The 22202-nt window shown below is 64.8% G+C and carries 28 protein-coding genes and 1 tRNA gene; 24 read left to right on the forward strand and 5 right to left on the reverse strand.

Features of this window, described 5'->3' with window-relative positions; genetic code table 11:
* The 4 genes from L0C59_RS08955 to cycA all read right to left on the reverse strand — a co-directional run bounded on the left by L0C59_RS08955 (position 1) and on the right by cycA (position 2216).
* Positions 1-76: transfer RNA gene (locus L0C59_RS08955), tRNA-Lys, on the reverse strand.
* A gap of 79 nt (positions 77-155) precedes the next feature.
* A complete protein-coding gene (locus L0C59_RS08960) occupies positions 156-767 on the reverse strand; it encodes a thiamine diphosphokinase (RefSeq protein WP_243091016.1) in 612 nt (203 codons plus the stop codon).
* The gene (locus L0C59_RS08965) at positions 764-1714 is read right to left on the reverse strand and encodes an ABC transporter ATP-binding protein (protein WP_243091017.1); all 951 of its coding nucleotides are present in this window, start codon (positions 1712-1714) and stop codon (positions 764-766) included. Before L0C59_RS08965 ends, L0C59_RS08960 begins: the two co-directional genes overlap by 4 nt.
* A 55-nt stretch (positions 1715-1769) precedes the next feature.
* The gene (gene cycA, locus L0C59_RS08970; protein ID WP_243091018.1) at positions 1770-2216 is read right to left on the reverse strand and encodes a cytochrome C-552; all 447 of its coding nucleotides are present in this window, start codon (positions 2214-2216) and stop codon (positions 1770-1772) included.
* Between the two features lie 240 nt (positions 2217-2456).
* Between cycA and L0C59_RS08975 the strand changes: the two genes are divergently transcribed.
* The 23 genes from L0C59_RS08975 to L0C59_RS09085 all read left to right on the forward strand — a co-directional run bounded on the left by L0C59_RS08975 (position 2457) and on the right by L0C59_RS09085 (position 20454).
* Positions 2457-2891 (forward strand): SoxW family protein, encoded by a 435-nt coding sequence (locus L0C59_RS08975; protein ID WP_243091019.1) that lies wholly within the window; start codon positions 2457-2459, stop codon positions 2889-2891.
* Positions 2884-3336, forward strand: coding sequence for a thiosulfate oxidation carrier protein SoxY (gene soxY / locus L0C59_RS08980; RefSeq protein WP_243091020.1), 453 nt, complete (start codon positions 2884-2886; stop codon positions 3334-3336). Before L0C59_RS08975 ends, soxY begins: the two co-directional genes overlap by 8 nt.
* An 11-nt stretch (positions 3337-3347) precedes the next feature.
* Positions 3348-3674: a thiosulfate oxidation carrier complex protein SoxZ gene (soxZ, locus tag L0C59_RS08985; RefSeq protein WP_243091021.1), complete on the forward strand. Its 327-nt coding sequence runs from the start codon at positions 3348-3350 to the stop codon at positions 3672-3674.
* Positions 3675-3727: 53 nt separating this feature from the next.
* Positions 3728-4510: a sulfur oxidation c-type cytochrome SoxA gene (gene soxA / locus L0C59_RS08990; RefSeq protein ID WP_243091022.1), complete on the forward strand. Its 783-nt coding sequence runs from the start codon at positions 3728-3730 to the stop codon at positions 4508-4510.
* A 10-nt stretch (positions 4511-4520) separates the two neighbouring features.
* Positions 4521-5099: a sulfur oxidation c-type cytochrome SoxX gene (gene soxX, locus L0C59_RS08995; RefSeq protein ID WP_243091023.1), complete on the forward strand. Its 579-nt coding sequence runs from the start codon at positions 4521-4523 to the stop codon at positions 5097-5099.
* Positions 5096-6817: a thiosulfohydrolase SoxB gene (gene soxB, locus L0C59_RS09000; protein WP_243091024.1), complete on the forward strand. Its 1722-nt coding sequence runs from the start codon at positions 5096-5098 to the stop codon at positions 6815-6817. Before soxX (L0C59_RS08995) ends, soxB begins: the two co-directional genes overlap by 4 nt.
* Complete coding sequence (gene soxX, locus L0C59_RS09005; RefSeq protein WP_243091025.1) at positions 6814-7377, forward strand: sulfur oxidation c-type cytochrome SoxX; 564 nt, start codon at positions 6814-6816, stop codon at positions 7375-7377. Before soxB ends, soxX (L0C59_RS09005) begins: the two co-directional genes overlap by 4 nt.
* A gap of 3 nt (positions 7378-7380) precedes the next feature.
* Complete coding sequence (gene soxA, locus L0C59_RS09010; protein ID WP_243091026.1) at positions 7381-8184, forward strand: sulfur oxidation c-type cytochrome SoxA; 804 nt, start codon at positions 7381-7383, stop codon at positions 8182-8184.
* Between the two features lie 2 nt (positions 8185-8186).
* The gene (locus L0C59_RS09015) at positions 8187-8633 is read left to right on the forward strand and encodes a rhodanese-like domain-containing protein (RefSeq protein ID WP_243091027.1); all 447 of its coding nucleotides are present in this window, start codon (positions 8187-8189) and stop codon (positions 8631-8633) included.
* Positions 8630-9481, forward strand: a complete 852-nt coding sequence (locus L0C59_RS09020; RefSeq protein WP_243091028.1) for a translation initiation factor 2 — start codon at positions 8630-8632, stop codon at positions 9479-9481. The genes L0C59_RS09015 and L0C59_RS09020 overlap by 4 nt, the downstream gene beginning before the upstream one ends.
* A 10-nt stretch (positions 9482-9491) precedes the next feature.
* Positions 9492-10781: an FCSD flavin-binding domain-containing protein gene (locus L0C59_RS09025; RefSeq protein WP_243091029.1), complete on the forward strand. Its 1290-nt coding sequence runs from the start codon at positions 9492-9494 to the stop codon at positions 10779-10781.
* A 68-nt stretch (positions 10782-10849) separates the two neighbouring features.
* Positions 10850-12133 (forward strand): sulfite dehydrogenase, encoded by a 1284-nt coding sequence (gene soxC, locus L0C59_RS09030; RefSeq protein WP_243091030.1) that lies wholly within the window; start codon positions 10850-10852, stop codon positions 12131-12133.
* Complete coding sequence (locus L0C59_RS09035; protein ID WP_243091031.1) at positions 12126-12674, forward strand: c-type cytochrome; 549 nt, start codon at positions 12126-12128, stop codon at positions 12672-12674. The genes soxC and L0C59_RS09035 overlap by 8 nt, the downstream gene beginning before the upstream one ends.
* Positions 12675-12683: 9 nt before the next feature.
* Positions 12684-13352, forward strand: coding sequence for a cytochrome c biogenesis CcdA family protein (gene ccdA / locus L0C59_RS09040; protein ID WP_243091032.1), 669 nt, complete (start codon positions 12684-12686; stop codon positions 13350-13352).
* A gap of 73 nt (positions 13353-13425) precedes the next feature.
* Entirely contained in the window at positions 13426-13995 is a 570-nt protein-coding gene (locus L0C59_RS09045; RefSeq protein WP_243091033.1) for an ABC transporter ATP-binding protein, read from the forward strand.
* Positions 13992-14714 (forward strand): heme exporter protein CcmB, encoded by a 723-nt coding sequence (locus tag L0C59_RS09050; protein ID WP_243091034.1) that lies wholly within the window; start codon positions 13992-13994, stop codon positions 14712-14714. The genes L0C59_RS09045 and L0C59_RS09050 overlap by 4 nt, the downstream gene beginning before the upstream one ends.
* 71 nt (positions 14715-14785) lie before the next feature.
* Positions 14786-15472 (forward strand): cytochrome c biogenesis protein CcsA, encoded by a 687-nt coding sequence (ccsA, locus tag L0C59_RS09055; protein WP_243091035.1) that lies wholly within the window; start codon positions 14786-14788, stop codon positions 15470-15472.
* A gap of 91 nt (positions 15473-15563) precedes the next feature.
* On the forward strand, positions 15564-15992 hold the full coding sequence (gene ccmE / locus L0C59_RS09060; RefSeq protein ID WP_243091036.1) for a cytochrome c maturation protein CcmE: 429 nt from the start codon (positions 15564-15566) through the stop codon (positions 15990-15992).
* On the forward strand, positions 15989-17920 hold the full coding sequence (locus L0C59_RS09065; RefSeq protein WP_243091037.1) for a heme lyase CcmF/NrfE family subunit: 1932 nt from the start codon (positions 15989-15991) through the stop codon (positions 17918-17920). Before ccmE ends, L0C59_RS09065 begins: the two co-directional genes overlap by 4 nt.
* Positions 17921-17940: 20 nt before the next feature.
* Positions 17941-18477 (forward strand): TlpA family protein disulfide reductase, encoded by a 537-nt coding sequence (locus L0C59_RS09070; protein ID WP_243091044.1) that lies wholly within the window; start codon positions 17941-17943, stop codon positions 18475-18477.
* Entirely contained in the window at positions 18474-18926 is a 453-nt protein-coding gene (locus L0C59_RS09075; RefSeq protein ID WP_423247930.1) for a cytochrome c-type biogenesis protein, read from the forward strand. The genes L0C59_RS09070 and L0C59_RS09075 overlap by 4 nt, the downstream gene beginning before the upstream one ends.
* Positions 18923-19903, forward strand: coding sequence for a c-type cytochrome (locus L0C59_RS09080; RefSeq protein ID WP_243091038.1), 981 nt, complete (start codon positions 18923-18925; stop codon positions 19901-19903). Before L0C59_RS09075 ends, L0C59_RS09080 begins: the two co-directional genes overlap by 4 nt.
* Positions 19900-20454, forward strand: coding sequence for a Rieske 2Fe-2S domain-containing protein (locus L0C59_RS09085; RefSeq protein WP_243091039.1), 555 nt, complete (start codon positions 19900-19902; stop codon positions 20452-20454). The genes L0C59_RS09080 and L0C59_RS09085 overlap by 4 nt, the downstream gene beginning before the upstream one ends.
* Here the strand turns inward: L0C59_RS09085 and tyrS are convergent.
* Positions 20451-21755: a tyrosine--tRNA ligase gene (gene tyrS / locus L0C59_RS09090; RefSeq protein ID WP_243091040.1), complete on the reverse strand. Its 1305-nt coding sequence runs from the start codon at positions 21753-21755 to the stop codon at positions 20451-20453. The two genes, L0C59_RS09085 and tyrS, sit on opposite strands and share 4 nt — an antisense overlap.
* A 22-nt stretch (positions 21756-21777) precedes the next feature.
* Between tyrS and L0C59_RS09095 the strand changes: the two genes are divergently transcribed.
* Positions 21778-22146 (forward strand): hypothetical protein, encoded by a 369-nt coding sequence (locus L0C59_RS09095; RefSeq protein ID WP_243091041.1) that lies wholly within the window; start codon positions 21778-21780, stop codon positions 22144-22146.
* Positions 22147-22202 lie beyond the last annotated feature (56 nt).

Below are 22202 nucleotides of genomic sequence, written 5' to 3' on the forward strand. Positions count from 1 at the left end.
TGGTGGGCCGCACAGGACTCGAACCTGTAACCCACCGATTAAGAGTCGGTTGCTCTACCGGTTGAGCTAGCGGCCCAAGCCACACCGTGGGCGTACGGCGCTGGCCTTAACGCCAAAAGCCAGTGTAGCCTTCCCTCAAGGCTCTGTCAAGGCGGCTAGAACAGGTAAAGCACCGCCCTTCCCCTTTCCACCCGGATGCGGATGGGTCCTAGGGCCTGGTTCTCCAGGGTAAGGGTGGTGGCCTTAAGGGGGGTGGGGGGAAGGTTCCAGCGGGCTCCTTCCACGGCCAAGGTAGCCTCGGGGAAGGGCAGGAGGCTGAAGGAAGCCCCCTTTTCCAAGGGAAAGGTGTGAAGCCCAGGGAGGAGGGGGAAGGCTCGGGTGAGCCCGTCGGCGAGCTCTGCCCGTACCCCCTTTTCCGCCAGCAGGAAGGCCAGCTCCAGGTGGGCCAAGGTGTGGTCCAGGCGGCCCCCGATACCCCCCAGGAGGAGAATTTCCTTGGCCCCCAGCTCCAGGGCTTTTCCCACCAGGGCTTCGCCGTCCGTCAGGTCCTTTTCCCGGGGAAGCACCTCCTTGGGGGCAGGAAGGATGTGCTGGAGCCAGGGGGGGCTTGAGTCAAAGTCCCCAAGCCATAGCTCCAAGGGAAGCCCCAGGGCCAGGGCGTGCCGGCCACCGGAGTCCGCCGCCATTAAGCGGTAACCCTTCAGGCGCTCCCTTAGACCTTCCCCAACCAGAAGGGGACCCCCTAGCAAAAGGGCAAAGCGCCTCATCCCTCCAAGGGTACCGCTTGGGAAAGGTCCAGGTGGAGATGGACCTGGGCCCCCTCTGGGGGGCCTTCCAGGGCCTCGAGGTAAAGCCGCACCGTTCCAAGCCGCACCCAAAGCCCCACCCTGCTTCCGAAGAAAAGCCGTTCCTCCACCTCCCCCGGGTGCTCCCCCCCCAGGCGAAGAGCCTTTGGCGGAAGAAGGTGGGGTCTGGCGGGTAGACCCAGGGCCCGGCTTTCCTCCGGGGAGAGGAGGTTTTTGTGCCCGAGGAAACGGGCGGTCCAAAGGTCCTTGGGCCTTGCGTACACCTCTTCCGGAAGCCCCACCTGCACGATCCTTCCCTGGCGCAAAAGGGCCACCCGGTGGGCCAGGAGGAAGGCCTCCCCCTGGTCGTGGGTGACCACCAGGGTGGTCACCCCTTCCCTCCGGAGGGTCCTGCGCAGGAAGAAGAGGAGCTCCTCCCGTAGCCTTAGGTCCAGGGCGCCTAGGGGTTCGTCCAGGAGGAGGAGCCTAGGCCTTGGTGCCAGGGCCCGGGCCAGGGCCACCCGTTGCTGTTCTCCCCCGGAAAGCTCCTGGGGGCGCTTTCGGGCATGGGATACGAGTTCCATGCGTTCCAGGAGTTCCTTCACCCGCGCTTCCCGTTCCTTCCTGGGCCAACGGGCTTCCACCAGGCCAAAGGCGATGTTTTCCGCCACGGTGAGGTGAGGGAAGAGGGCGTAGTCCTGGAAAAGAAACCCGATCCCCCGCCTTTCGGGGGGCAGGGGGGTGAGGTCGCGTCCCCCGAAGCGCACAAAACCCCGGTCGGGGGAAAGGAGCCCGGTGATGAGCTTTAGCAGGGTGCTTTTGCCACTTCCCGAGGGTCCCAAAAGGGCCAGGACCTCGCCCTCCAAAGCGGTGAGGTCCAGGGCCAGTTGGAAGCCGGGGAAGCGCTTTTCCAAGGAAAGCTCCAGCACCCCTCCATTAAACAAGGAACCCGGGGATTACCCCCGGGTTCCCCACCGGCTTTCTTTACTTTAGGCCGAGCTTCTTGCGTTCCTCCAGCACCTGCTGAGGGGTGAGCTTCTTGTCCCTAAGGGCCTTGACCTCAGCGGCGGTGAAGGGCTTGAAGCCCTGGACCTTCTTGTCGTCCCCCCAGGCGGTGGCGATGTGGTTGAGCAGGGCGGCGATCTCCTCGTCCTTAAGGCCGTTGTAGGCGGGCATGGCCCCGTTGTACTTCATGCCCTTGACCTCGATGGACCCCTGAAGGCCCCAGAGGAGCACCTTGATGAGGTACTCGCGGCCGCCCTTGGGGTTCAGGATCTCGGCCACATGCCCCGCCAGGGGCGGGAAGGCCCCAGGAAGCCCCTGGCCGTTGGCCTGGTGGCACCCCGCGCACTGGGCATAGAGCTTGGCGCCGTCCGCCTGGGCAAAGGCCAGGCTACCGATAAGGAGGAGAGCGGTTAGGGTCCGTTTCATCTTTACCCTCCGGGGTATCAGGGTATTTTGTCCCTCGCTCCTTGTCAAGGCCTTTGGCCAAGCCTAATCTTTAACTTTCCTTAAGGGTATAGTCCCGGGGGGTAGGCGGGATTCCCGGGGGAGGAGGCTACATAAGCAGGTTTTTATGAGAAGGAGGCTCCGTGTCAAAGGAGCTTGACATGGCCCCGGGAGGGGTGCTAGGGTACAAATGTCCTTGGGTGTACCCAGGCGGTGTATAAGATGTACGCATACCGGGTACTTTGGTCCCTTCTGGTACTAACCCTGGCCGCAGCCCTGGCTGCCCCGGACTTCGGTCGCTGGTACCCTTTTGGGGCGGCGCTGGACCTGGCCCGGGCCCACGGGCGGGTGGTGTTGGTGTACTTTCACTCCCCCCACTGCCCCTACTGCGACCAGATGAATACCTTCGTCCTCTCCGATCCCCAGGTGAGCCAACTTCTGGAGGACAGGTTTGTGGTGGCCTCCGTGGGTACGGAAACCCCGGAGGGCCAGGAGCTTGCCCGGCGCTACCGGGTTCCGGGCACCCCAACCTTTGTCTTCCTCGCCTTCCGCAAGGGGGCGTGGGAAGAGGTGGGCCGGTTTTTTGGCAGCCGGCCTCGGGCGCAGTTCCTTGCGGAGTTGCGCCAAATGTGTGCCAAAGGAGGTGTGTGTGAATAGGCGAGCGTTTCTAAGGACCACCGGCGTAGCCCTTGGGGCCGTTGCCTTGGCGGGGCTTCCCGTGAGGGCGCAGGGTTTGGAGGGCGAGGATCTGGCCAACTTGGAGAAGGCCCTGCAGGCGGTGTTGGGCAAGGGGTTTAAGGACCTTACACCCTCCAACGCCATCAAGCTCACCATGCCGGCCATTGCGGAAAGCGGGGCCAACGTTCCCGCTGAGGTGGAGGTGAACCTGCCTTCCGATCAAGTGAAGGCCATCCATCTCTTCGCCGACAAGAACCCCACCCCCCACCTGGTGGCCTTCATGCCCATGAAGGCCCTGCCCTACTACGCCACCCGGGTGCGGCTGGCGGAGACCAGCGCCATCCGGGCGGTGGTGGAAACGGCGGACGGCAAGCTCCTGTTGGCTTCGGCCAGCACCCGCGTGACCGTGGGTGGCTGCGGTTAAGGAGGTAGAAGATGGCCATTCGTACCATTGTTCGTTTGACCCCAGCCAAGCCCAAGGCGGGCGAGAACTTTAAGCTTCAGGTGGTGGCCCAGCATCCCAACGAGCCCGGAACCCGGAAGGATGCCGAGGGCAAGGTCATCCCCGCCAAGTACATCAACCAGGTGGAGGTCTACTTCGAGGGGGAGAAGGTGGCCGAGGCCAAACCCGGCCCCTCCACCAGCGCCAACCCCCTTTACGGCTTCATGTTCAAAGCGGAAAAGGCGGGGACCTTTACCGTCAAGCTTAAGGACACCGACGGGGACACCGGCGAGGGCACGGTAAAGCTGGAGCTGGCCTAAAGGTGGCGCCCGGGGGGAACCCCGGGCGCCGGGTATGGCGTGGAGGTGGGGGTATGGCCTTACGTGGCTGGTGGTGGGTGGTTGGCCTTTTCTTGCTGGGTCTGGCCTTGGCCCAGGCGGAGGTGGATCCCAGGGAGGAGGCCAAGCGGCAGAAGCAACTCCTTTTGGAAACCGCGGGGATCCTGCCCACGGAGCTCATCGTGGAGCAGGGCAAGGAGCTCTTTAACCGCAAGGGGCCAAACGGTAAGACCATGGCCGAGTGCGACTTTGGCCTGGGGAAGGGGGTTCTGGAGGGAGCGGCGGCCCGGCTACCCCGCTACTTCCTGGACACGGGCAGGGTGGAGGACCTGGATAGCCGCATCCTCACCTGCATGACCCGGGTCCAGGGCTTCCGGCCCGACCAGATCAAGCGCCAGGAAGTGGTGGCCATCGCCTTCTACATCGCCAGTTTCTCCACGGGGAAACCCATCCAGGTACGCCTCCTCTTTCCCCAGGAACGGGAGCTCTATGCCCTGGGCGAAAAGCTCTTTTATGCCCGCAGTGGGGCCCGGGATGTGGGTTGTGCCACCTGCCACGTGTCCTACGTGGGCCGGCGGGCGGGGGTCCTGCCTTACGCGGATGTCTTGGGCAAGGATAAGTCCTGGACCCACTGGCCTGCCTACCGTTACTCCAACGACCAGATCTGGACCATGCAGGACCGTATCCGGGCCTGCTACGGCAACATCGGCCATCCCCAGCCTGCCCTTTACTCCTTGCCCATCCTAGCCCTCGAGCTTTTCATGGCCTATCAGAACAACGGCGCGGTGGTGGAGGAGTGGCCGGCTTTTGTGCGGTGAGGAGGCGGCGATGAAGGCGAAAAGGCTTATCCCCATCCTGTTGGCCGCGCCCCTGGTGGTGGCCCTGGCCCAGTCGTACTTTGGCCCTTCCGAGCTGGAGGCCATCCAGACGGGTGGCAAGGCTTATGCGGAAGTCTTCCTTAACCAGCGCCCCGACCAGGCCCTTTGCTCCCTCCACCGGAACCGCCTGCCCGCGGATACCCTGCCCAAGTTCCTGGAAGAACAGCGGGCCCTCATCCAGTACCCGGCAAGCGGCAAGCTCATGGGGGACTGGAGGAAGGGCGGGGCCATCTTCAACAACCTGCAGAAGGCCAACTGCTTCTCCTGCCACTTTGGCTCCCCGGTGCACCTGGGCGGGGACGTGGGGCCCAGCCTGGAAAAGTACGGCCTGAACCGGGGCCAGTCCGAGGCGGTGCAGCGCTACACCTACGAGGTCATCTACAATGCTTGGGCCTTTTTCCCCTGCACGGTCATGTACCGCTTCGGTGCGCAGGGGCTTCTGACCCCCGAGGAGATCGCGGACGTGGTGGCCTACTTGTTGGATCCGGAGTCTGACTTCAACACCAAACCCGCAGTGGGGTCCAAATGAACCGAAGGGAGCTCCTTTTCTGGATTTCCGCGTTGGCGGGGCTTGGGCCCAAGGCCTTGGCCCAAGTTCTGGAGAACCCTTCCCGGCTTTACGACCTTCCTCCCTATGGCAACGCCACCCTCCTCTACTTCTCCGACCTCCACGGCCAGGCCTTTCCCCACCACTTCATGGAGCCCCCTAACCTCATTGCCCCTAAGCCCCTGATGGGCCGGCCCGGCTACCTCACCGGGGAGACCGTCCTGCGCTACTACGGGGTGGAGCGGAAGACCCCCTTGGCCTACCTGCTTAGCTACCTGGATTTCGTGGAGCTGGCCAAGGCCTTTGGCCCCATCGGGGGCCTAAGCGCCCTCACCGCCCTTATCCGCCAGCAGAAGGCCCAAGCGGAAGCGGCAGGGGGAAGGGTGCTCCTTTTGGATGGCGGGGACACCTGGACCAACTCCGGCCTCTCCCTCCTCACCCAGGGGGAAGCCCTGGTGGAATGGCAGAACCTCGCGGGGGTGGACCACATGGTCTCCCACTGGGAGTGGACCCTGGGGCGGGAGCGGGCGGAGGCCCTTTTCCAAGGGCTTAAGGGGGAGCACCTTTCCTACAACGTGGTGGATGAGCTTTTCGGCGACCCCCTTTACCCCGCCTACCGGATCCACCAGATGGGCCGCTACGCCCTGGCCATCGTGGGGGCCACCTACCCTTACGTGAAGGTTTCCCACCCCGAGGAGTTCACCCAAGGCCTTTCCTTTGCCCTGGACGAGCGCCGTTTGCAGGAGGCCGTGGACCAAGCCCGGGCCGAGGGGGCGGATGCGGTGGTCCTTCTCTCCCATAACGGCCTGCAGCTGGACGCGGCCTTGGCCGAGCGGGTGAAGGGGATCGACCTGATCCTTTCCGGGCACACCCACGACCTCACCCCTTCCCCCTGGCGGGTGGGCAAGACCTGGATCGTGGCGGGAAGCGCGGCCGGCAAGGCCCTGATGCGGGTGGACCTGGAGCTTTTCAAGGGGGGCATCGCCAACTTAAGGGTTCGGATCCTGCCGGTTCTGGCCCACCATCTCCCGGGGGCTCCCGACGTGGAGGCCTTTTTGGAGAGGACCCTGGCTCCCCACCGCCAGCACCTCTTTGAACCCCTGGCGGTCTCCGAGTCCTTGCTGTACAAGCGGGACACCCTGTACTCCACCTGGGATGAGCTGGTGGGGCGGGCGGTCAAGGCCCTTTACCCGGAGGTGGACCTGGTCTTCAGCCCGGCGGTGCGCTGGGGCACCACCATTCTTCCCGGCCAGGCCATCACCCGGGATCACCTCTACGCCTACCTGGGCTTTACCTACCCTGAGCTTTACCTCTTCTGGCTAAGGGGGGAGCAGATCCGGAACACCCTCGAGGACATCGCCAGCAACGTGTTTACCCCCGATCCCTTCTACCAGCAGGGCGGGGACGTGAGCCGGGTCTACGGTATTCGCTATGTTTTGGACCCCGATGCCCCCACCGGCAAGCGCATCCGGGAGATAGAGGTGGGGGGCAAGCCCTTGGATCCCAACCGCCGGTATCTGGCGGCCTCCTATGGGGGAAGGCTCCAGCGGGTGGGGGAGGCCAAGGGGGGGTACGAGCCCAGGCCCATCTACCAGGTCCTCGAGGAGTACCTGAGGGCCGAGGGGCGGGTGAAGGTTCTGCCCCAGCCCAACGTGAGGGTTATCGGGCGCAACTACCGCATACCGGAGGTGAGTTCATGAGGAAGAAAGTCGGATTAATACTGGCCTTGGTCTTGCTTCTAGGGCTCGGCCTGACCCAGATGAGCCCTTTCAGGGCCCGCCTCGAGGCGGCTTTGCATGCGGGTGGGCGCGAGTTTGCCCAGGTGATGCTCTCCCAGGACAAGGGCCAGGCCCTTTGCTCCCAGTACCGGGACAAGCTTCCCCCTGACCTTATCCCGGGCTTCCTGGCGGAGCAGAAGGCCCTCATCCAGTATCCGGCAAGCGGCAAGCTCATGGGGGACTGGAAGAACGGGGAGAAGGTTTTCACCGATCCCAAGCGGGGTAACTGCTATGCCTGCCACGCCGGGGTGGCCAGCGAGGTGGCCCACGGCACCATGGGCCCGAGCCTGACCAACTATGGGCAACGGGGCACCTCGGAGGCAGTGGTGCGCTACACCTACGAGAAGATCTACAACGCCTGGGCCTTTGTGCCCTGCTCCCTCATGTACCGGGGCGGGGTGCACCGCCTCTTCACCCCCGAGGAGACCGCCGACCTGGTGGCCTTCCTCCTGGACCCCGAGTCCCCCATCAACCGGAGGTGAGCCATGAGGAGAAAGAACCGTTACTTCTTCCTGGGCGTATTGGCCTTGGGGACCCTGGTGGGCGTGGGGGCCTACACCCAGCAGCAAAAGCCCCTGGACCCCTTTGAGGAGGCCATGCGGCAGCGGCAGATGTACCTGGAGACCTTTGGTGTGCTCCCTGGGGAGCTTTTCGTGGAGGAAGGGAAGGAGCTCTTCTTCCGTAAGGGGCCAAGCGGCAAGACCCTCGAGGAGTGTGATTTCGGCAAGGGGAAGGGGGTTTTGGAGGGGGTCTATGCCATCCTCCCCAAGTACTTCCCCGACTCCAAGCGGGTGGAGGACCTGGAAACCCGGGTCTACACCTGCATGCAGACCGTCCAAGGGTACAAGCCCAGCGAGATCAAGCGGGAGGAGGTCCGGGCCATCACCACCTACATCGCCTCCTTCTCCTCCAAGGCTAAGATCCAGGTGGTGCCCAAGCACCCCGCGGAGCTGGCCATGTACAACCTGGGGCGGGAGCTTTGGTACACCCGCGCGGGGGCAAGGGACATGAGCTGCGCGGTCTGCCACGACCAGTATGCGGGGCAAAGGGTGCGGCTTTCCCCGGTCAGGAGCCCCAAGCAGGGCCTGGGGAACGAGTGGCCCGCCTACCGCTTTGAGGAGGACAAGCTCTACACCATGCAAGACCGTATAGATTTCTGCTACGAATCCATCGCCATCCCCAAGCCGGAGTACTACTCGGATGTCCACATCGCCCTGACGGTGTACATGCTGGCCGAGGCCACCAAGGCTGGGCACTCCTTTGAGGAGCTGCCCTTCTTTACCCGCTAGCCATGCGCCGCCGCGACCTCCTTGCCGTGCTTCCCCTCCTCTCCCTGGCCCGGGCCCAGGGGGGAGGGGGAGCGGGCGGGGATTGGGTGAGGGCCTTTGGGGAGTTCATCCAACGCGTGCCCCCTGCCAGCTACCTGGTGTACCCCACCGAGGCCAAGGACCTCTTCCTCTTTGATCCCTTCATCCTGGACGTGCGCACCGAAGAGGAGCGGAAAAAGGGGTATATCCCGGGTTCGGTGCACATCTACGCCGGCCAGGTGCCAGACCGCCTGGCTGAGCTTCCCAAGGATAAGGAGACCTTGATCCTGGTCTACTGCAACTCGGGAAGCGTTTCGGCGGTGGTGGCCGCATATTTGCAGGCGCTGGGCTATAAGAATGCCAAGAACATTGCCCATGGGTTCAAAGGCTGGCTGGACGCTGGCCTGGAGGTGGAAGGAGGTTCGCAATGAGGAAGCTTTTGGCTCTGGTAGCCCTTTTGGGCTTAGGCTTGGCGCAGTCCTTGCTGGTGGAGGTTAGGGGTTCTTTGGAGGAGGTGGAGGCCAAGACCCTTCAGGCCCTTAAGTCGGTGGGCCTCGAGCCGGATCGGGTGCTGAACCTGGGGGAGCAGGTGCGCCAGGTGACAGGCCCGGGCTTCCCCGAGTACCGCCTGGTGGTGCTTAAGCCGGATAGGGGAAGCATCGAGGCGGTTTCCAAGAACCCCATGGCCGCCATTGTTCTTCCCCCCACGGTCTTTATCACCGGTCAAGGGGGGAAGTACATGGTGGGCACCTTTGACGGGCGGCTCCTCTTCTCCATGCTCCAGGTCTATGGGGGCGAGGTGGAGCGGCTGGTGTGGCGCCTCGAGGGGGCCCTGGGGCGGCTTGGCATTGTGAAGCGCCTGCCCCCCGCCATGATGCCCGATCCCGCCAGCGGCATGATGCCGGCCCTCCTGTACCGGGTACCCTCCGCCAAGGTGGAGGACGTGGTCCTCATGGTGGAAACGGAGCTCACCTCCAACGGTCTTAACCTTCTCCCCAACGTAAAGGTGGGCCCGGTGACGGTGATCATGCCCTGCAAGAGCGAATGGGCCAGGGTTATGTTCCTTGCCCAGCCTGCGGGAGGCTTTGCCGCTCCTTGCCGCTTCTTCGCCATGCAGATGGGCAACGACGTCTTGGTGGGGGCCATCGAGCCCATGCTCATGACCATCATGCCCGGGGTGATGGGCACCCCGGCGGTGGCCATGCTCCAGGAGGCCCGCCAGGTGATGACGGAGATCTTGGAAGCCACGGGCGGGGCTCCTTACCGCCCTGGCCAATAAAGGAGGGAGTATGAGCAAGGTGAATCGGCGTCAGGTTTTGAAGACGGGTGCGGCCTTGGCCGCGGCAGGGGCCCTTTCGGGTTCGGCCTTTGCCCAGGAGTTCTATAGCCGCCCGGCCACCCTGCTTCCCCGCACGCGCAAGCCCCGAGTGGTGGTGATCGGGGGCGGCTGGGGCGGCACCACGGTGGCCCGGAAGCTGGTCCAGTCCGGGGTGGACGTGGAGGTGGTGCTTATTGAACAGAAGCCCATCTTCATGTCCTGCCCCATGTCCAACCTCTTCCTGGCGGGGGTCAAGCCCCTGGAGTGGTTGGTCTTTGACTACACCCACGTGGTCAAGGACGGGGTGATCTTCGTTCAGGAAAGGGTCTTGGACATCAACCGGGACCGCCGCCTGGTGCGAACCGCTGGTGGGTACATCGGTTACGACTACTTGGTCCTGGCCCCGGGCATCGACTACATGTACGAGGCCATCCCCGGGTACGCGGAGGTGAAGCACCTCATGCCCGTGGGCTTCAAGCCCTTTGAGCACATCGCCTTGAGGCGGATGCTGGACCAGTTTGACGAGACGGGCGGGGAGCTGGTCATGTACATCCCTAACCCCCCTTACCGTTGCCCTCCTGGGCCCTACGAGCGGGCGGCCATGCTGGCCTGGCGGCTTAAGGAGAAGGGAGTTAAGGGGAAGGTCATCGTTCTAGACGCCAACCCCCAGCCCATCTCCAAGGCCCCGGGCTTCCTGGCCGCCTACAACGACCTCTACAAGGACTACCTGGAGTACGTGCCCAACACCAAGATCACCGGCCTGGACTACGGGAAGAAGGTGGTGAAGACGGAGCTTGGGGACGTGCCCTTCACCGTGGCCGATATCATCCCCCCCATGAAGGCGGGGGAGCTGGTGCGGGTGGCGGGCCTGGGAGAGCGCTGGGCCAACGTGAAGATCCCCTACTTCCTCTCCGAGAAGGATGACCGCATCTACCTGGTGGGGGATATCACCGGAAACACCCCTTACCCCAAAAGCGGCATGGTGGCCTACGTTTCCGGCACCATCGTGGCCCGGCACCTGGTGGAGCGGCTCAAGGGCAAGCCCTTGGCGGAAATTCCTCCGGAGCTTCCCCACAACATCTGCTATTCCTTCGTGGACAAGGAGGAGGCCATCTGGGTGGCGGCCAACTACTCCTGGGACGAGGCGGCCAAGCAGATCAAGTCCCAGGGCTCCGTGGACAACCAGCGCTCCGCCGCCAACGGCACCGCTGCCATCGGCTGGGCCACGGGCATTTGGAACGACATGTTCGGCCCGGCTTAAGGGTTTGGCCCCGCCCCCCAAAGGGGGCGGGGTTTTCCTTGCGGGAAAGCGATACGATGGGAGGGTATATGGACCGAAGGAAGTTCTTCCGGCTTTTGGGCGCAGGGGGCGTATTGGGGCTTCTTAAGGCCAAAGCCCAGACGCCTCCCTGGGATGAGGAGACCTTTGCCCCCATGAAGACCCTGGGGGCCCCCCTTTCCGAGTACGGCCAAAGGAGCCCCTTTGAGGAAGGGGTGGTGCGCTACATCTCCCCCAACCTGCGCACCCGCCACTCTGGGGCGGACTTTGCCCCCTTGGAGAAGCTGGAGGGGGTGATCACCCCCAACGGCCTCCACTTTGAGCGGCACCATGGCGGCGTGCCCCAGGTGGACCCGGCCAAGTACCGCCTGGTGATCCACGGGATGGTGGAAAGGCCTATGGTCTTCACCTTGGAGGACCTAAAGCGCTTCCCCTCCGTGACCCGCACCTACTTCATCGAGTGTGCTGGGAACGGGCAAAACGGCTACCGTAACCCCCCCGACCCCAACCTCACCGCCACCCGGAGCCGGGGCCTGGCCTCCAACGCCAGCTGGACCGGGGTTCCCTTGGCCTTGCTCCTCAAGGAGGCGGGGGTGAAGCCGGAGGCCAAGTGGCTGATCCCTGAGGGCATGGATGCCGCCGCCTACACCCGTTCCTTGCCCCTGGAAAAGGCCATGGAGGACGTGCTGGTGGCGTATGCCCAAAACGGGGAGGCCTTGCGTCCTGAGCAGGGCTACCCGGTGCGCCTGGTGGTGCCCGGATGGGAGGGAAGCATCCAGGTGAAGTGGTTAAGGCGCATCCTGGTCACCGACCTCCCCGCCATGGCCAAGGACGAGACCAGCGAGTACACCGACGTGATGGCCGACGGCAGGGTCTGGGCCTTCACCTGGATCATGGACCCGGAGTCCATCATCACCTACCCCTCCGGCTTGCAGCAGATCAAGCCGGGCTTCCACGAGATCCGCGGCCTGGCCTGGAGCGGGTATGGGCGCATCACCAAGGTGGAGATCTCCTTTGACGAGGGTAAGACCTGGCGGCAGGCCACCTTGGAACCCCCGGTGGAGCGCTACGCCTTCGTGCGCTTCAAGATGCCCTGGCACTGGGACGGTAAGGAGGTGGTGCTTTGGAGCCGGGCCTGGGACGAGAAGGGGAATACCCAGCCCACCCGGGAGGAGTTCTTCAAGAAGTGGGGCAAGAACAACCGCTACCACTACAACGCCATCCAGGCCTGGCGGATCCTGCCCGACGGCCGGGTGGTGAACGGGGATAGGCCCCTGGGCCAGCAGGCCTTTGGGCCCATGGGCGGATGCGGCGGGGAGGTGTTTGATGGTTAAGCGCACCCTGGTTCTCTTAGCCCTTCTGGGGCTGGCGGTGGGGGCCCGGTACAACCTGGGTAGCCCCATCTCCGAGGAGCTGGTGGTCCAGTACGACCTTAGGCCCGTGGTCCTCCCCGATGGCCGGGGACTTCCCCCGGGGGAAGGCAAGGTGGAGGAAGGGGAGCGCATCTACGCGGAGAAGTGCGCCTCCTGCCACGGGGCCCGGGGGGAGGGGTACCCCTTCAACCGGCTGGTGGCGGAGCCCTTCCCCATCACGCCAGATACCGAGCCCGCGGAGTTTGCCATTGGCAACTACTGGCAGTATGCCACTACCCTTTACGATTACATCCGCCGGGCCATGCCCTTTGGGGCCGCAGGTACGCTCACCAACGAAGAGGTCTATCACCTGGTGGCCTTCCTCCTCTACATGAACGGCATCATCGATGCCCACGAGCCCATCAACCAGAAGACCCTGCCCCAGGTGAAGATGCCGGCACGGGAGCTTCTGGAGCTAGATCCTGAGACCAAACGCCGCTTCCCCTGGCTCACCTTGCCCTAGGATGGAGGCATGAGCGTCTCCTTGGCGGCGGCCTTCTTTGCGGGGGTGCTCTCCTTTCTCTCCCCTTGCGTCTTGCCCCTGGTGCCCACCTACCTGGTCTACCTGGGGGGGGAGAGGGGGCGCCCCCTTTTCAACGCTCTCTTCTTCGTGCTGGGTTTTGGCCTGGTGTTCTTCCTCTTGGGCCTGCCTTTTACCCTTCTGGGTGGGCTCCTTTTTGAGCACCGACAGACCTTAGCCCGGGTGGGAGGGGTGGTCCTAATCCTCCTTGGGCTCTACATGCTGGGCCTGAGGCCCCGGTGGGGGGTGAGCCTGCGCTACGAGGGGGAGACGGCACGTCCCTTGGGGGCTTTTCTCCTGGGGGCTACCTTGGCTCTGGGCTGGACCCCTTGCATCGGGCCCATCCTGGGAGCCATCCTCACCCTCACGGCGGTGGGGGGTGGGGTGGGGTTTCTTTTGGCCTATATCCTGGGCCTGGCGGTGCCCTTTTTGCTGGTGGCCCTTTTTGCCGAGCGGCTTAAGGGTTGGCTGAGGCGGGCCGGGCGGCTATCCCACTACGTGGAGTTGCTGGCAGGGGTGGTGCTCCTCCTGGTGGGGGTTTTGCTTCTCACCGGGACCTACAGCGCCTTGAACTCCTTCTTCCTCCGGATTACCCCGGAGTGGTTGCAGAAGTACCTGTAGCGGGAGGGGCACTGGGGGGCTTTCCCCCTGGGGTAGGTTTGCCCCTCGAGGCCACCCCTAAACTGGTATAGGCATGCTGCTTCGCTTGCAGGGGATCTCCAAGCGCTTTGGCCGGGACTGGGTGGTCCGGGACCTTTCCTTCACCTTGGAGCGAGGGGAGGTGGTGGCCCTCTTGGGGCCCAACGGCTCGGGGAAGACCACTCTTTTGCGCCTCATGGCCGGGCTTCTCAAGCCCACCCGGGGGCAGGTGGAGCGGGCGGGCAAGGCCCTGTTCCTGCCCAACCCCCCGGCCTTTCATCGCCACCTTACCGCCCGGGAGCACCTCCTTTACGACCTGGCCTTCCACCACCAAGGCCAAGAACCTGAAGAAGCCCTGGACCGCTTTGGCCTGCCCGGGGACCTTCCCCTTTACGCCTTTTCCAGCGGCATGAAGAAGAGGCTCGCCTTGGCCCGGCTTACCCTTTTGTTCCCCGACATCTGGCTGCTGGACGAACCCGAGACCGCCTTGGACAAAGGGGGAAGGGAGCTCCTTCTCGCCACCTTGGCCGAGGCCCGGAAGGGGGCGGGGGTGGTGCTGGCCACCCACGACCGTACCCTGGCCGAGCAGGTGGCGGACCGCACCCTGGAGCTGGGGGGAGCATGAAGCTTCCCGTGGAAGGGTGGCCCCAGGCGGCCGGGCAGGGTAGGGTGGGGGTGGTGCGCCGGGTGGTTTTGCTGGCCTTAAGGGACCTGCGCCTCGAGGTGCGGGACCGGGCGGGGCTTCTCTCCATCCTGGCCTTTTTTGCGGTGATGCTCTTCATCATGGCCCTGGCCCTGGGGCCGGAGGAGGACCCCTTGCGCCGGGCCGCCCCGGGGGTCCTTTGGGTGGCCTTGGCCTTTGGGAGCACGCTCCTGTCCACCCGGGCCTTTGCCCTCGAGGTGGAGGAGGGCACCTTGGACGACCTCCTCCTGACCCCGGGGGGCAAGGAGTGGATCTACTTCGGCAAGCTTCTTTTCCAGATGCTCCTCCTCCTCCCCCTGGCCGCCCTGGCCCTCTTGATGGCGGCGGGCCTCTTTTACCTGCCCTTGGAGCGCATCCTTCCCCTCTTCCTGACCCTGGCCCTGGGGGTCTTGGGCTACGCCAGCGTGGCCACCTTTTACGCCGGCCTCCTGGCCCGGCTTAGGGGGCGGGAGGTGCTTTTGCCCCTTCTCCTTTTCTCCTTGGTGGTGCCCGTGGTCCTGGCCTCGGTGCGGGCCACCACCGGCTTGGCGGAGGGGTTGCCTTTGGCGGAGATCTCCGCCTGGTGGCAACTCCTTTTGGTGTTTGATGTGGTCTACCTCACCGCCAGCGCCCTCCTTTTCCCGGTGGTGATGGAAGGTTAGAGCTTGGGGTATGGGGGCCACAGATTTTTAACCCTTCCCTTGGCTATGCTAGGGGTCATGGAGGTCCAAGCATGCTGAAGTTGGCGCAACCCGACCGTCCGGACATCCTCACCCGGGTTTTCCTGGGGCTAGGGCTGTTGCTCCTCCCCGTGGGGTTTTACCTGGCCCTTTCCGCTCCCCCCGACGTGAACCAGGGATATCTAGCCCGCATCATGTACCTGCACGTGCCCGGGGCTTGGCTTGGTTATCTGGCCTTCTTCGTCACCTTCCTCTACTCCCTCCTCTACCTCTTCCGCCAGGATCCCCGCTACGACCGGGTGGCCAGCTCAAGCGCCGAGATTGGCCTGGTCTTCATGGGGCTGGCCCTGGTGACGGGGATGCTCTGGGCCCGGCCCACCTGGGGGGTTTACTGGACCTGGGAGCCTAGGCTCACCACCACCGCCATCCTGTTTGCCGTCTACGTGGGCTACTTCCTCCTCAGGGGGGCCATAGAGGACCCCGAGTTGAGGAGGAAGGCAGCGGCGGCGGTGGGCATCCTGGGCTTTATCAACGTGCCCATCAGCTACATGTCGGTGAAGTGGTGGCGGAGCCTGCACCAAACCCAGTCCATCGACCTCACCACCGGGAAGATCCACATGGACCCCGCCATGCTCCAGGCCCTCCTCTTTAACCTCTTCGTCTTTACCCTCCTCTACCTGGGCTTCGTGCGCTTCCGCTCCCTGTTGGCCGCTTTGGAGGCCAGGAAGGAGGAGGCGTGAAGGAGGTCTTCGTCACCTGGGTCTACGCCCTCACCTACCTCACGGTCTTCGGCTACTTAGCCTATCTCCTTTGGCGCTACCGGAGGGTGAGATGAGGGCCAAGTACCTGATCGGACTCGTGGTCATCCTGGGGTCCTTGGCCTACCTCATCTTCGGCGGCCTGGGGCAGAACCTGGTCTACTTCCTCACTCCCTCCGAGTACCTGCAGGACCAGGGGCGTTACCAGAACCGTCCCGTACGCCTGGGGGGATTGGTGAAGGAGGGCACGGTGCGCTACGACAAGGATAACCTGGAGCTTCGCTTTATCCTCACCGATGGGGTGGCGGAGGTGCCCGTGGTGCATAGGGGCACGCCTCCGGGCATGTTCAAGGAGGGGCAGGGGGTGGTGGTGGAGGGCCGCTTTCAGGAAGGGGTCTTCCACGGCACCAACCTCTTGGTGAAGCACTCCGAGACCTACCAGGCCCCCAAGGAGGGCTGGACCCCGGAGGAGGTGCGCAAGCTCATCGAGGAGGCCAAATGACCCCGGCCCTTCTCGGCAACCTGGGCGTCAGCCTGGCTTTGGCCTTCAGCCTTCTGGGCCTGGCCCTTTCCCTTCTCGCCTACCACCAGGGGGACGGGCGCTTCCTGAAGGGGGCTAAGGCCCTGGTCCTTCCCGCCTTCCTGGCGGCCCTGGCGGCCTTCTTGGCCTTGGAATGGGCCCTTCTCACCCATGACTTCAGCCTGGCCTATGTGGCCCGCAACCACTCGGTGCATGATCCCCTTTGGGTCACCCTGGTGACCCCGTGGGCCGCCTTGGAGGGCAGCATCCTCCTTTGGGGCCTGTTGCAAACCCTCTACACCCTCTTGGCCAGCCGCAAACCCCTGGACTCCTGGCGGGCTACCGTGGTCCTGGCGGTCCTCTTTGGGATCCAGGTCTTCTTCTTCGGGGTCATGGCCACCATCGCCAGCCCCTTCCAAACCCTTCCCAACCCCCCTTCGGACGGCACGGGGCCCAACCCCCTCTTGCAGAACCACTGGATGATGGCTGTCCACCCGGTTCTCATGTACCTGGGCTTCGTGGGCTTGAGCGTGCCCTTCGCTTATGCCGTGGCGGCCATGGTGGTGCGCCGTTACCAGACCTGGGTGGGGGAGACCCGGTGGTGGACCCTGATCGCCTGGGGTTTCCTCACCGCCGGGAAGGTGGCGGGGATGTGGTGGAGCTACGAGGTCCTGGGCTGGGGTGGGTACTGGGCCTGGGACCCGGTGGAAAACGCCAGCTTCATCCCTTGGCTTTTGGCCACCGCCTTCTTGCACACCGCCCTCGTCCAGGAGACCCGGGGGGCCTTTAAGGCTTGGAACTTCGCCTTCGTCACCCTGGCCTTCGCCGCCACGGTGCTGGGCACCTTCCTCACCCGAAGCGGGGTGATCCAGTCGGTGCACGCCTTCGCCGAGGGGCCGGTGGGGCCCGCTTTCCTGGGCTTTTTCCTCCTCTCCACCGCTTTAGGCTTGGGCCTACTTTCCCGGGTGAGCCGGGAGGTGCGGGACACTGCGGTCTTCCGGCCCCTTTCCCGGGAAGGGGCCCTTCTCCTCGGGGCCTTTTTCTTCGCCGGCTGGGCCTTGGTGGTGGTGCTGGGCACCTTCTATCCTTTGCTGGCCGAGGCCTTCAGCGGGGCCAAGGTGAGCGTGGGGGCCCCCTTCTTTAACCAGGCTTCCCTGCCCATCGGGGCAGGGATCCTCCTCCTCATGGGGGTGGGGCCCATTTTGCCCTGGCGGAGGCCGAGGGCGGAGGTCGTCCGCAACCTGTACATGCTCCTGGCGGTCCTCCTCCTGGGCACCCTGCTTGGGCTTCTTCGGGGCTATACCCTTGGGGCTTCCTTGGCGGTGGGGCTTTTCCTGTACAACGCCGCCGCCATCTTCCTCCTGGTGCGGGAAGGGGTGGTGGCCCGCCTTAGGGCCGGGCTTTCCCCTTGGGGGTTCTTGGAGAACCATAGGCGGATGGGAAGCCTTGTGGTGCACTTCGCCGTGGCCCTTATGGGCCTTGGCATCGCCTTCAGCCAGACCTACCGCCTCGAGGTTGAGAAGACCCTGTACCGGGGGCAGGCCTGGGAGGCGGGAGGAGTGCGCATGGAGTTCTCGGGGGTGCGGGCCTTGGACGAGGGGAGGCGGTTTGCCGTGGAGGCCTCCTTGCGCACGGACCGCTTCGGGGAGGTGCGTCCCAGGCTTCACTTCTACCCCCAGATGAACTCCCCCCTGCCGTCCCCCAAGGTGGTCTACACCCCGGGCAACGATTACTACTTCCTCCTCATGGACTTTGACCGGGAGAAGGGGGAGTGGGCCTCCATCCGCCTCATCGTTACCCCCCTGGTCTTCTGGATGTGGGTGGCGGGAGGGCTCATGGCCTTGGGCACCCTGTACATCCTCTGGCCCACGGCTAAGCGGGAGGAGCTTAAGGGGGTGAGCCCGGCGTGAGGCTTGCCATGGGGGCCAGCCTGAGGAGTTGGCTATGGCTTCTTGTGGTCCTGGCCCTGGGGGGGCTTTTCTACTGGGGAATGCAGCGGGACCCCAAGGAGCTCCCCTCGGTGTTGGCCAAGGAGCGCCGCCCGGCCCCGGACTTCACCCTGCCGCTGCTTCCCCCATACCGGGGGGAGTGGGGGGAAACCCTAAGGCTTTCCGACCACCTGGGGAAAAAGCCCATCTTGATCAACTTCTGGGCCAGCTGGTGCTACCCTGCCTGCTACGAGGAGGCCCCGATCCTCGAGGCCGCCTGGCGCCGGTATGGAGACCGGGTGCTTTTTGTGGGCATCAACACCCAGGACAAGGAGGGGGATGCCTTGCGCTTCATCGAGCAGTTTGGCCTCACCTTCCCCCAGGTCTTTGACCCCAGGGGCCGGGTGGGGGTGGACTACGGGATGTACGGGGTCCCGGAGACCTTTGTCATAGACGGGGAGGGCCGGGTGGTGGTCCGCCACGCGGGGTCCATCGACCAGGCCACCTTGGAGAAGTACTTGAAGGAGGTGTTGCCGTGATCCGCCAAGGAGCCGGGCTATGGGTTTGGGCGTTCTCCCTCCTCCTGGCCCTTTCCGCCTGGGCCCAGGAGGGCCCTGCCTCCCCGCCCCCGGACCTCCCCCCGGAGGTTTTCGCCATCGCCCGGGAGCTTCGCTGCCCCGTGTGCCAGGGGGAGTCGGCGGCGGAGAGCAACTCCGGGGTGGCGGTGGAGATGCGCCGCCTCATCGCCGAGATGCTAAGGGAGGGGAAGACGAGGGAGGAGATCAAGGCCTTCTTCGTGGACCGGTACGGGGAGTGGATCCTCTACGAGCCCCCCAGGCGGGGGATCACCCTTTGGGTCTGGGTGTTGCCGGTTCTGGGGCTGGCCCTTTTGGGCCTAGGGCTTTTCGCCTACTTCCGCCCTAAAAAGCCCCTCCCTCCAGAGCTTTTGGAGGAGGCGGAGCGCCGGCTTAAGGAGCCTCCCGCATGATGGCCACCCTTATCTTCCTGGCCCTATTCCTCTTGGGGCTCTTTCTGGCCTTAAGGCCCCTCTTGGGGCCCAAGGAGCCCTTCCCCGAGCCTCCCCGGCGGGAGGAGCTTCTCAAGGAGTTGGAGGTCCTGAAGGAGGAGGTGAAGGGCCTCGAGGGGGAGGAGAAGAAGCTGGCCATGGCCCGGATGGTGGAGTTGGAGCGGGCCCTAGAGGGTTGGCGCCCCCCCGAGCCACGCCCCTTCAACCCCTGGCCCGTGGCCCTGGCCCTGGGGGTGGTGGTCCTGCTGGGGGTGGGGCTTTGGCGCTACACCCTGCCCAGGCTTCCCGGGGAGACCACGGTGACCGCCCGGGCCGAGGCCCGGGAGCTCAAGGCCCTCCAGGACAAGGCCAAGCGCACCGGGGAGGTGGGGGACCTCCTGGCCTGGGGAAGGCGGGCCTATGACCTAGGGGCCTTTGACCAGGCGGCGGAGGCCTACCTGGAGGTGCTCAGGAAGGATCCCACCAACATCGAGGCCGTGCGCCGGGTGGGGATCATCCTCTTCATGGCGGGGCGGCCGGAGGAGGCCCAGATGTTTTTGGAGATCGCCCAGCACGCCGACCCCAAGGCCGCGGAGGGCTGGCTTTTCCTGGGGAACATTTACTTCCAGAAGGGACAGGCGAAGGAGGCCATCGCTGCCTGGGAAAAGTACCTGGAGGTGGGCGGGGAGGCCAGGGAAAGGGTGGAGGGCCTCATCGCCATGGCCCGGGCCCAGGCCCAGGGGGGGACGGATGGGAAAACGGTCTACCAGGCCCGGTGCGCCGCCTGCCACGGGGCCGAGGCCCAAGGGGGAGTGGGGCCCAGGCTTAAGGGGAACCCCATCCTGAAAGCCCCGGAGGCGGTGAGGGAGATCGTGCTCAAGGGCCGGGGCCAGATGCCGGCGGTACCCTTAAGCGAGGGGGAGCTAAAGGCCCTTCTGGACTACCTCTCTAGCCTATGAGGCGGCGGGACCTGGTCTTCTATATACCGGTGGCGGTGGCGGGGGGATTCTTCCTCTGGTTTGGGGTGCGCACCTATAACCTCCGCTTCCGCCCAAGGCCCTTGGTAGGGGAGCCCATCTGGAAGGAGGGGCCCAAGGTGGCGGTGGCCCGGCGGGGGGAGCTTGCGGTGTGGCAGGCGAAGCCCTTTGAGTACCCCTTGCCCCTAGGGCCCCTAAGGGCCTTCCTCCTCCGCCTGCCCGAGCCCGTTTTGGGGGGGCTTTCCCTGGGGGAGGAACACTACCTGGCCCTAAGCCGCATCTGCACCCACCAGGGGTGCACCGTGAACTTTGTGCCCGACCCTGAGGCGGCCTCCATCCTCTACAACTTCCGCTACGAAAGGCCCTTCCTGGGATGCCCCTGCCACTTTGGGGCCTTTGATCCCCTCCTTGGGGGAAAAGCGGTGTATGGGCCTCCCCGCTACCCCTTGCCCCGGCTACGCCTCGAGGCCCAAGGGGACACCCTCTACGCCACCGGGTATGAGGTGCCCCTTAGGCCCATGGAGGGTTCTTAGTCCGCAAGCCGCACCCGCACGAAGCGGTCCTTCCCCCGCTGGAGGATGCGGGGGCGGGAGAGGTCCACCTCGAGGGCCGCATCCTCTACCAGCTCCCCATCCAGCCTTAGGCCCCGGTTTTGGATGAGCCTTCTGGCCTCGGCGTTGGAGGGGGTGAGGCCCGCCAGGGTGAAAAGCCTCGCCACCCAGATGCGCCCCTCCTTGAGCTCCGAAGGGGGGATGACCACCTCGGGGATATCCTCGGGGATGGCCCCCTTGGCCACCTGGTCGTAGCGGGCTTCCGCCTGGCGCACGGCTTCCGGCCCCGCCTCCTTGTCCCTGCCCAGGGCCTCAAGGCTGTAGCCAAGGCTTTCGTAAAAGGCCCGGTCGATGCGGGCAGGGATGGCGGGGAGGGCGTAGGCGGCGGTGAGGAGGCGGGCCAGGACCCGGTGGGCGGGGACGGGACCCGCCTTCAGGAGGGTTTGGATCTCGGCCTCCTCGAGGTCCGTGAGGAGGCGGAAGTAGCCCTCCAGAAGGGCGTCAGGCACCCACATGAGCTTCTTGAACATCACCTCAGGGGGCTCCGCCACCCCGATGTAGTTGTCCAGGCTCTTGCTCATCTTCTCCCGCCCGTCCAGGCCCAGCAAAAGGGGCATGAGGAAGGCCACCTGGGGAGGTTGGCCGTAGGCCCGTTGCACCTCCCGGCCCACCAGGAGGTTAAACCTCTGGTCCGTGCCCCCCATCTCAATGTCCGCGCGGATGGCCACGGAATCGTAGGCCTGGGCGAAGGGGTAGAGGAACTCGTGCAAGGAGATGGGGATGCCCTCCTCGTAGCGCCTCTTGAAATCTTCCCTCTCCAGCATCTGGGCCACGGTCATGAGGGAGGTGAGGCGCACCACCTCCTTGAAGGTGAGGCCTTCCAGCCACTCGGAGTTGTAGCGGAGCTCAAAGAGGTGGGGCTCCTGCCTCAGGATCTTCCCCGCCTGCTCCACGTAGGTCCTGGCGTTTTCCCGGGTTTCCTCCAGGGTAAGGGGAGGCCGGGTCTTGCTCCGTCCCGAGGGATCCCCGATCATGCCCGTGAAGTCCCCGATGATGAGGACCACCTTGTGCCCAAGCTCCTGGAACTGGCGCATCTTCCTCAGGACCACCGCGTGCCCCAGGTGTAGGTCGGGCCGGGTGGGGTCGGCCCCCAGCTTCACCACCAGGGGGCGGCCTTCCTTCAGCTTTAAGAGGAGCTCCTCCTCGGGGATGATCTCCTCTGCCCCCCGCTTAAGGAGGGCCAAGGCCTCTTCCGGAGAAGGCTTGGTGTCGGCGCCTGCCATGAGCCCAAGTATACTTAAGGCAATGCGGACCCTGCTCCTTTTGGCCCTCCTGGCCCTTGGCCTTTACTGGTATGCGGAGCGCTACGGCCTTGCCGTGGGCTACCCTCCCTTCCTGCCGGTTTTCTACTGGAAGTATACCGGGGAGGCCCAATACCCCATCCGGGTGAGCGGCCTTTACGACACGGTGAAGGTTAAGGTCTCCGGGGACCTCGAGGAGGGGCGGCTTGCCGTGGCCCTTCTCCGGGAGGGGCGTATGGTGGGGGAGAGGGTCTACTCGGGGAGCTTCCAGGAGGAGGCGCGGTTTCCCGTGGATCCGGGGGAGTACCTCCTCCGCTTCCAGCTTCAAGGAGCCAAGGGCCGGGTGCGCTACGACTGGGTCACCACCAAGTGAACCCGGACAAACACATGTGAGACTCTGGGCTGGGATAAAAAGAGGGGGACCGACTC

It is taken from the genome of Thermus neutrinimicus (genome assembly GCF_022760955.1).
Lineage (GTDB): Bacteria > Deinococcota > Deinococci > Deinococcales > Thermaceae > Thermus > Thermus neutrinimicus.

Excerpts from the sequence above, each read along its gene's own strand:
- L0C59_RS08960 (WP_243091016.1), bottom strand. The coding sequence starts at position 767 with ATGAGGCGCTTTGCCCTTTTGCTAGGGGGTCCCCTTCTGGTTGGGGAA.
- cycA (WP_243091018.1), bottom strand. The coding sequence starts at position 2,216 with ATGAAACGGACCCTAACCGCTCTCCTCCTTATCGGTAGCCTGGCCTTT.
- L0C59_RS08975 (WP_243091019.1), top strand. The coding sequence starts at position 2,457 with ATGTACGCATACCGGGTACTTTGGTCCCTTCTGGTACTAACCCTGGCC.
- soxZ (WP_243091021.1), top strand. The coding sequence starts at position 3,348 with ATGGCCATTCGTACCATTGTTCGTTTGACCCCAGCCAAGCCCAAGGCG.
- soxA (WP_243091022.1), top strand. The coding sequence starts at position 3,728 with ATGGCCTTACGTGGCTGGTGGTGGGTGGTTGGCCTTTTCTTGCTGGGT.
- soxX (WP_243091023.1), top strand. The coding sequence starts at position 4,521 with ATGAAGGCGAAAAGGCTTATCCCCATCCTGTTGGCCGCGCCCCTGGTG.
- soxB (WP_243091024.1), top strand. The coding sequence starts at position 5,096 with ATGAACCGAAGGGAGCTCCTTTTCTGGATTTCCGCGTTGGCGGGGCTT.
- soxX (WP_243091025.1), top strand. The coding sequence starts at position 6,814 with ATGAGGAAGAAAGTCGGATTAATACTGGCCTTGGTCTTGCTTCTAGGG.
- soxA (WP_243091026.1), top strand. The coding sequence starts at position 7,381 with ATGAGGAGAAAGAACCGTTACTTCTTCCTGGGCGTATTGGCCTTGGGG.
- L0C59_RS09015 (WP_243091027.1), top strand. The coding sequence starts at position 8,187 with ATGCGCCGCCGCGACCTCCTTGCCGTGCTTCCCCTCCTCTCCCTGGCC.
- L0C59_RS09020 (WP_243091028.1), top strand. The coding sequence starts at position 8,630 with ATGAGGAAGCTTTTGGCTCTGGTAGCCCTTTTGGGCTTAGGCTTGGCG.
- L0C59_RS09025 (WP_243091029.1), top strand. The coding sequence starts at position 9,492 with ATGAGCAAGGTGAATCGGCGTCAGGTTTTGAAGACGGGTGCGGCCTTG.
- soxC (WP_243091030.1), top strand. The coding sequence starts at position 10,850 with ATGGACCGAAGGAAGTTCTTCCGGCTTTTGGGCGCAGGGGGCGTATTG.
- L0C59_RS09035 (WP_243091031.1), top strand. The coding sequence starts at position 12,126 with ATGGTTAAGCGCACCCTGGTTCTCTTAGCCCTTCTGGGGCTGGCGGTG.
- ccdA (WP_243091032.1), top strand. The coding sequence starts at position 12,684 with ATGAGCGTCTCCTTGGCGGCGGCCTTCTTTGCGGGGGTGCTCTCCTTT.
- L0C59_RS09045 (WP_243091033.1), top strand. The coding sequence starts at position 13,426 with ATGCTGCTTCGCTTGCAGGGGATCTCCAAGCGCTTTGGCCGGGACTGG.
- L0C59_RS09050 (WP_243091034.1), top strand. The coding sequence starts at position 13,992 with ATGAAGCTTCCCGTGGAAGGGTGGCCCCAGGCGGCCGGGCAGGGTAGG.
- ccsA (WP_243091035.1), top strand. The coding sequence starts at position 14,786 with ATGCTGAAGTTGGCGCAACCCGACCGTCCGGACATCCTCACCCGGGTT.
- ccmE (WP_243091036.1), top strand. The coding sequence starts at position 15,564 with ATGAGGGCCAAGTACCTGATCGGACTCGTGGTCATCCTGGGGTCCTTG.
- L0C59_RS09065 (WP_243091037.1), top strand. The coding sequence starts at position 15,989 with ATGACCCCGGCCCTTCTCGGCAACCTGGGCGTCAGCCTGGCTTTGGCC.
- L0C59_RS09080 (WP_243091038.1), top strand. The coding sequence starts at position 18,923 with ATGATGGCCACCCTTATCTTCCTGGCCCTATTCCTCTTGGGGCTCTTT.
- L0C59_RS09085 (WP_243091039.1), top strand. The coding sequence starts at position 19,900 with ATGAGGCGGCGGGACCTGGTCTTCTATATACCGGTGGCGGTGGCGGGG.
- tyrS (WP_243091040.1), bottom strand. The coding sequence starts at position 21,755 with ATGGCAGGCGCCGACACCAAGCCTTCTCCGGAAGAGGCCTTGGCCCTC.
- L0C59_RS09095 (WP_243091041.1), top strand. The coding sequence starts at position 21,778 with ATGCGGACCCTGCTCCTTTTGGCCCTCCTGGCCCTTGGCCTTTACTGG.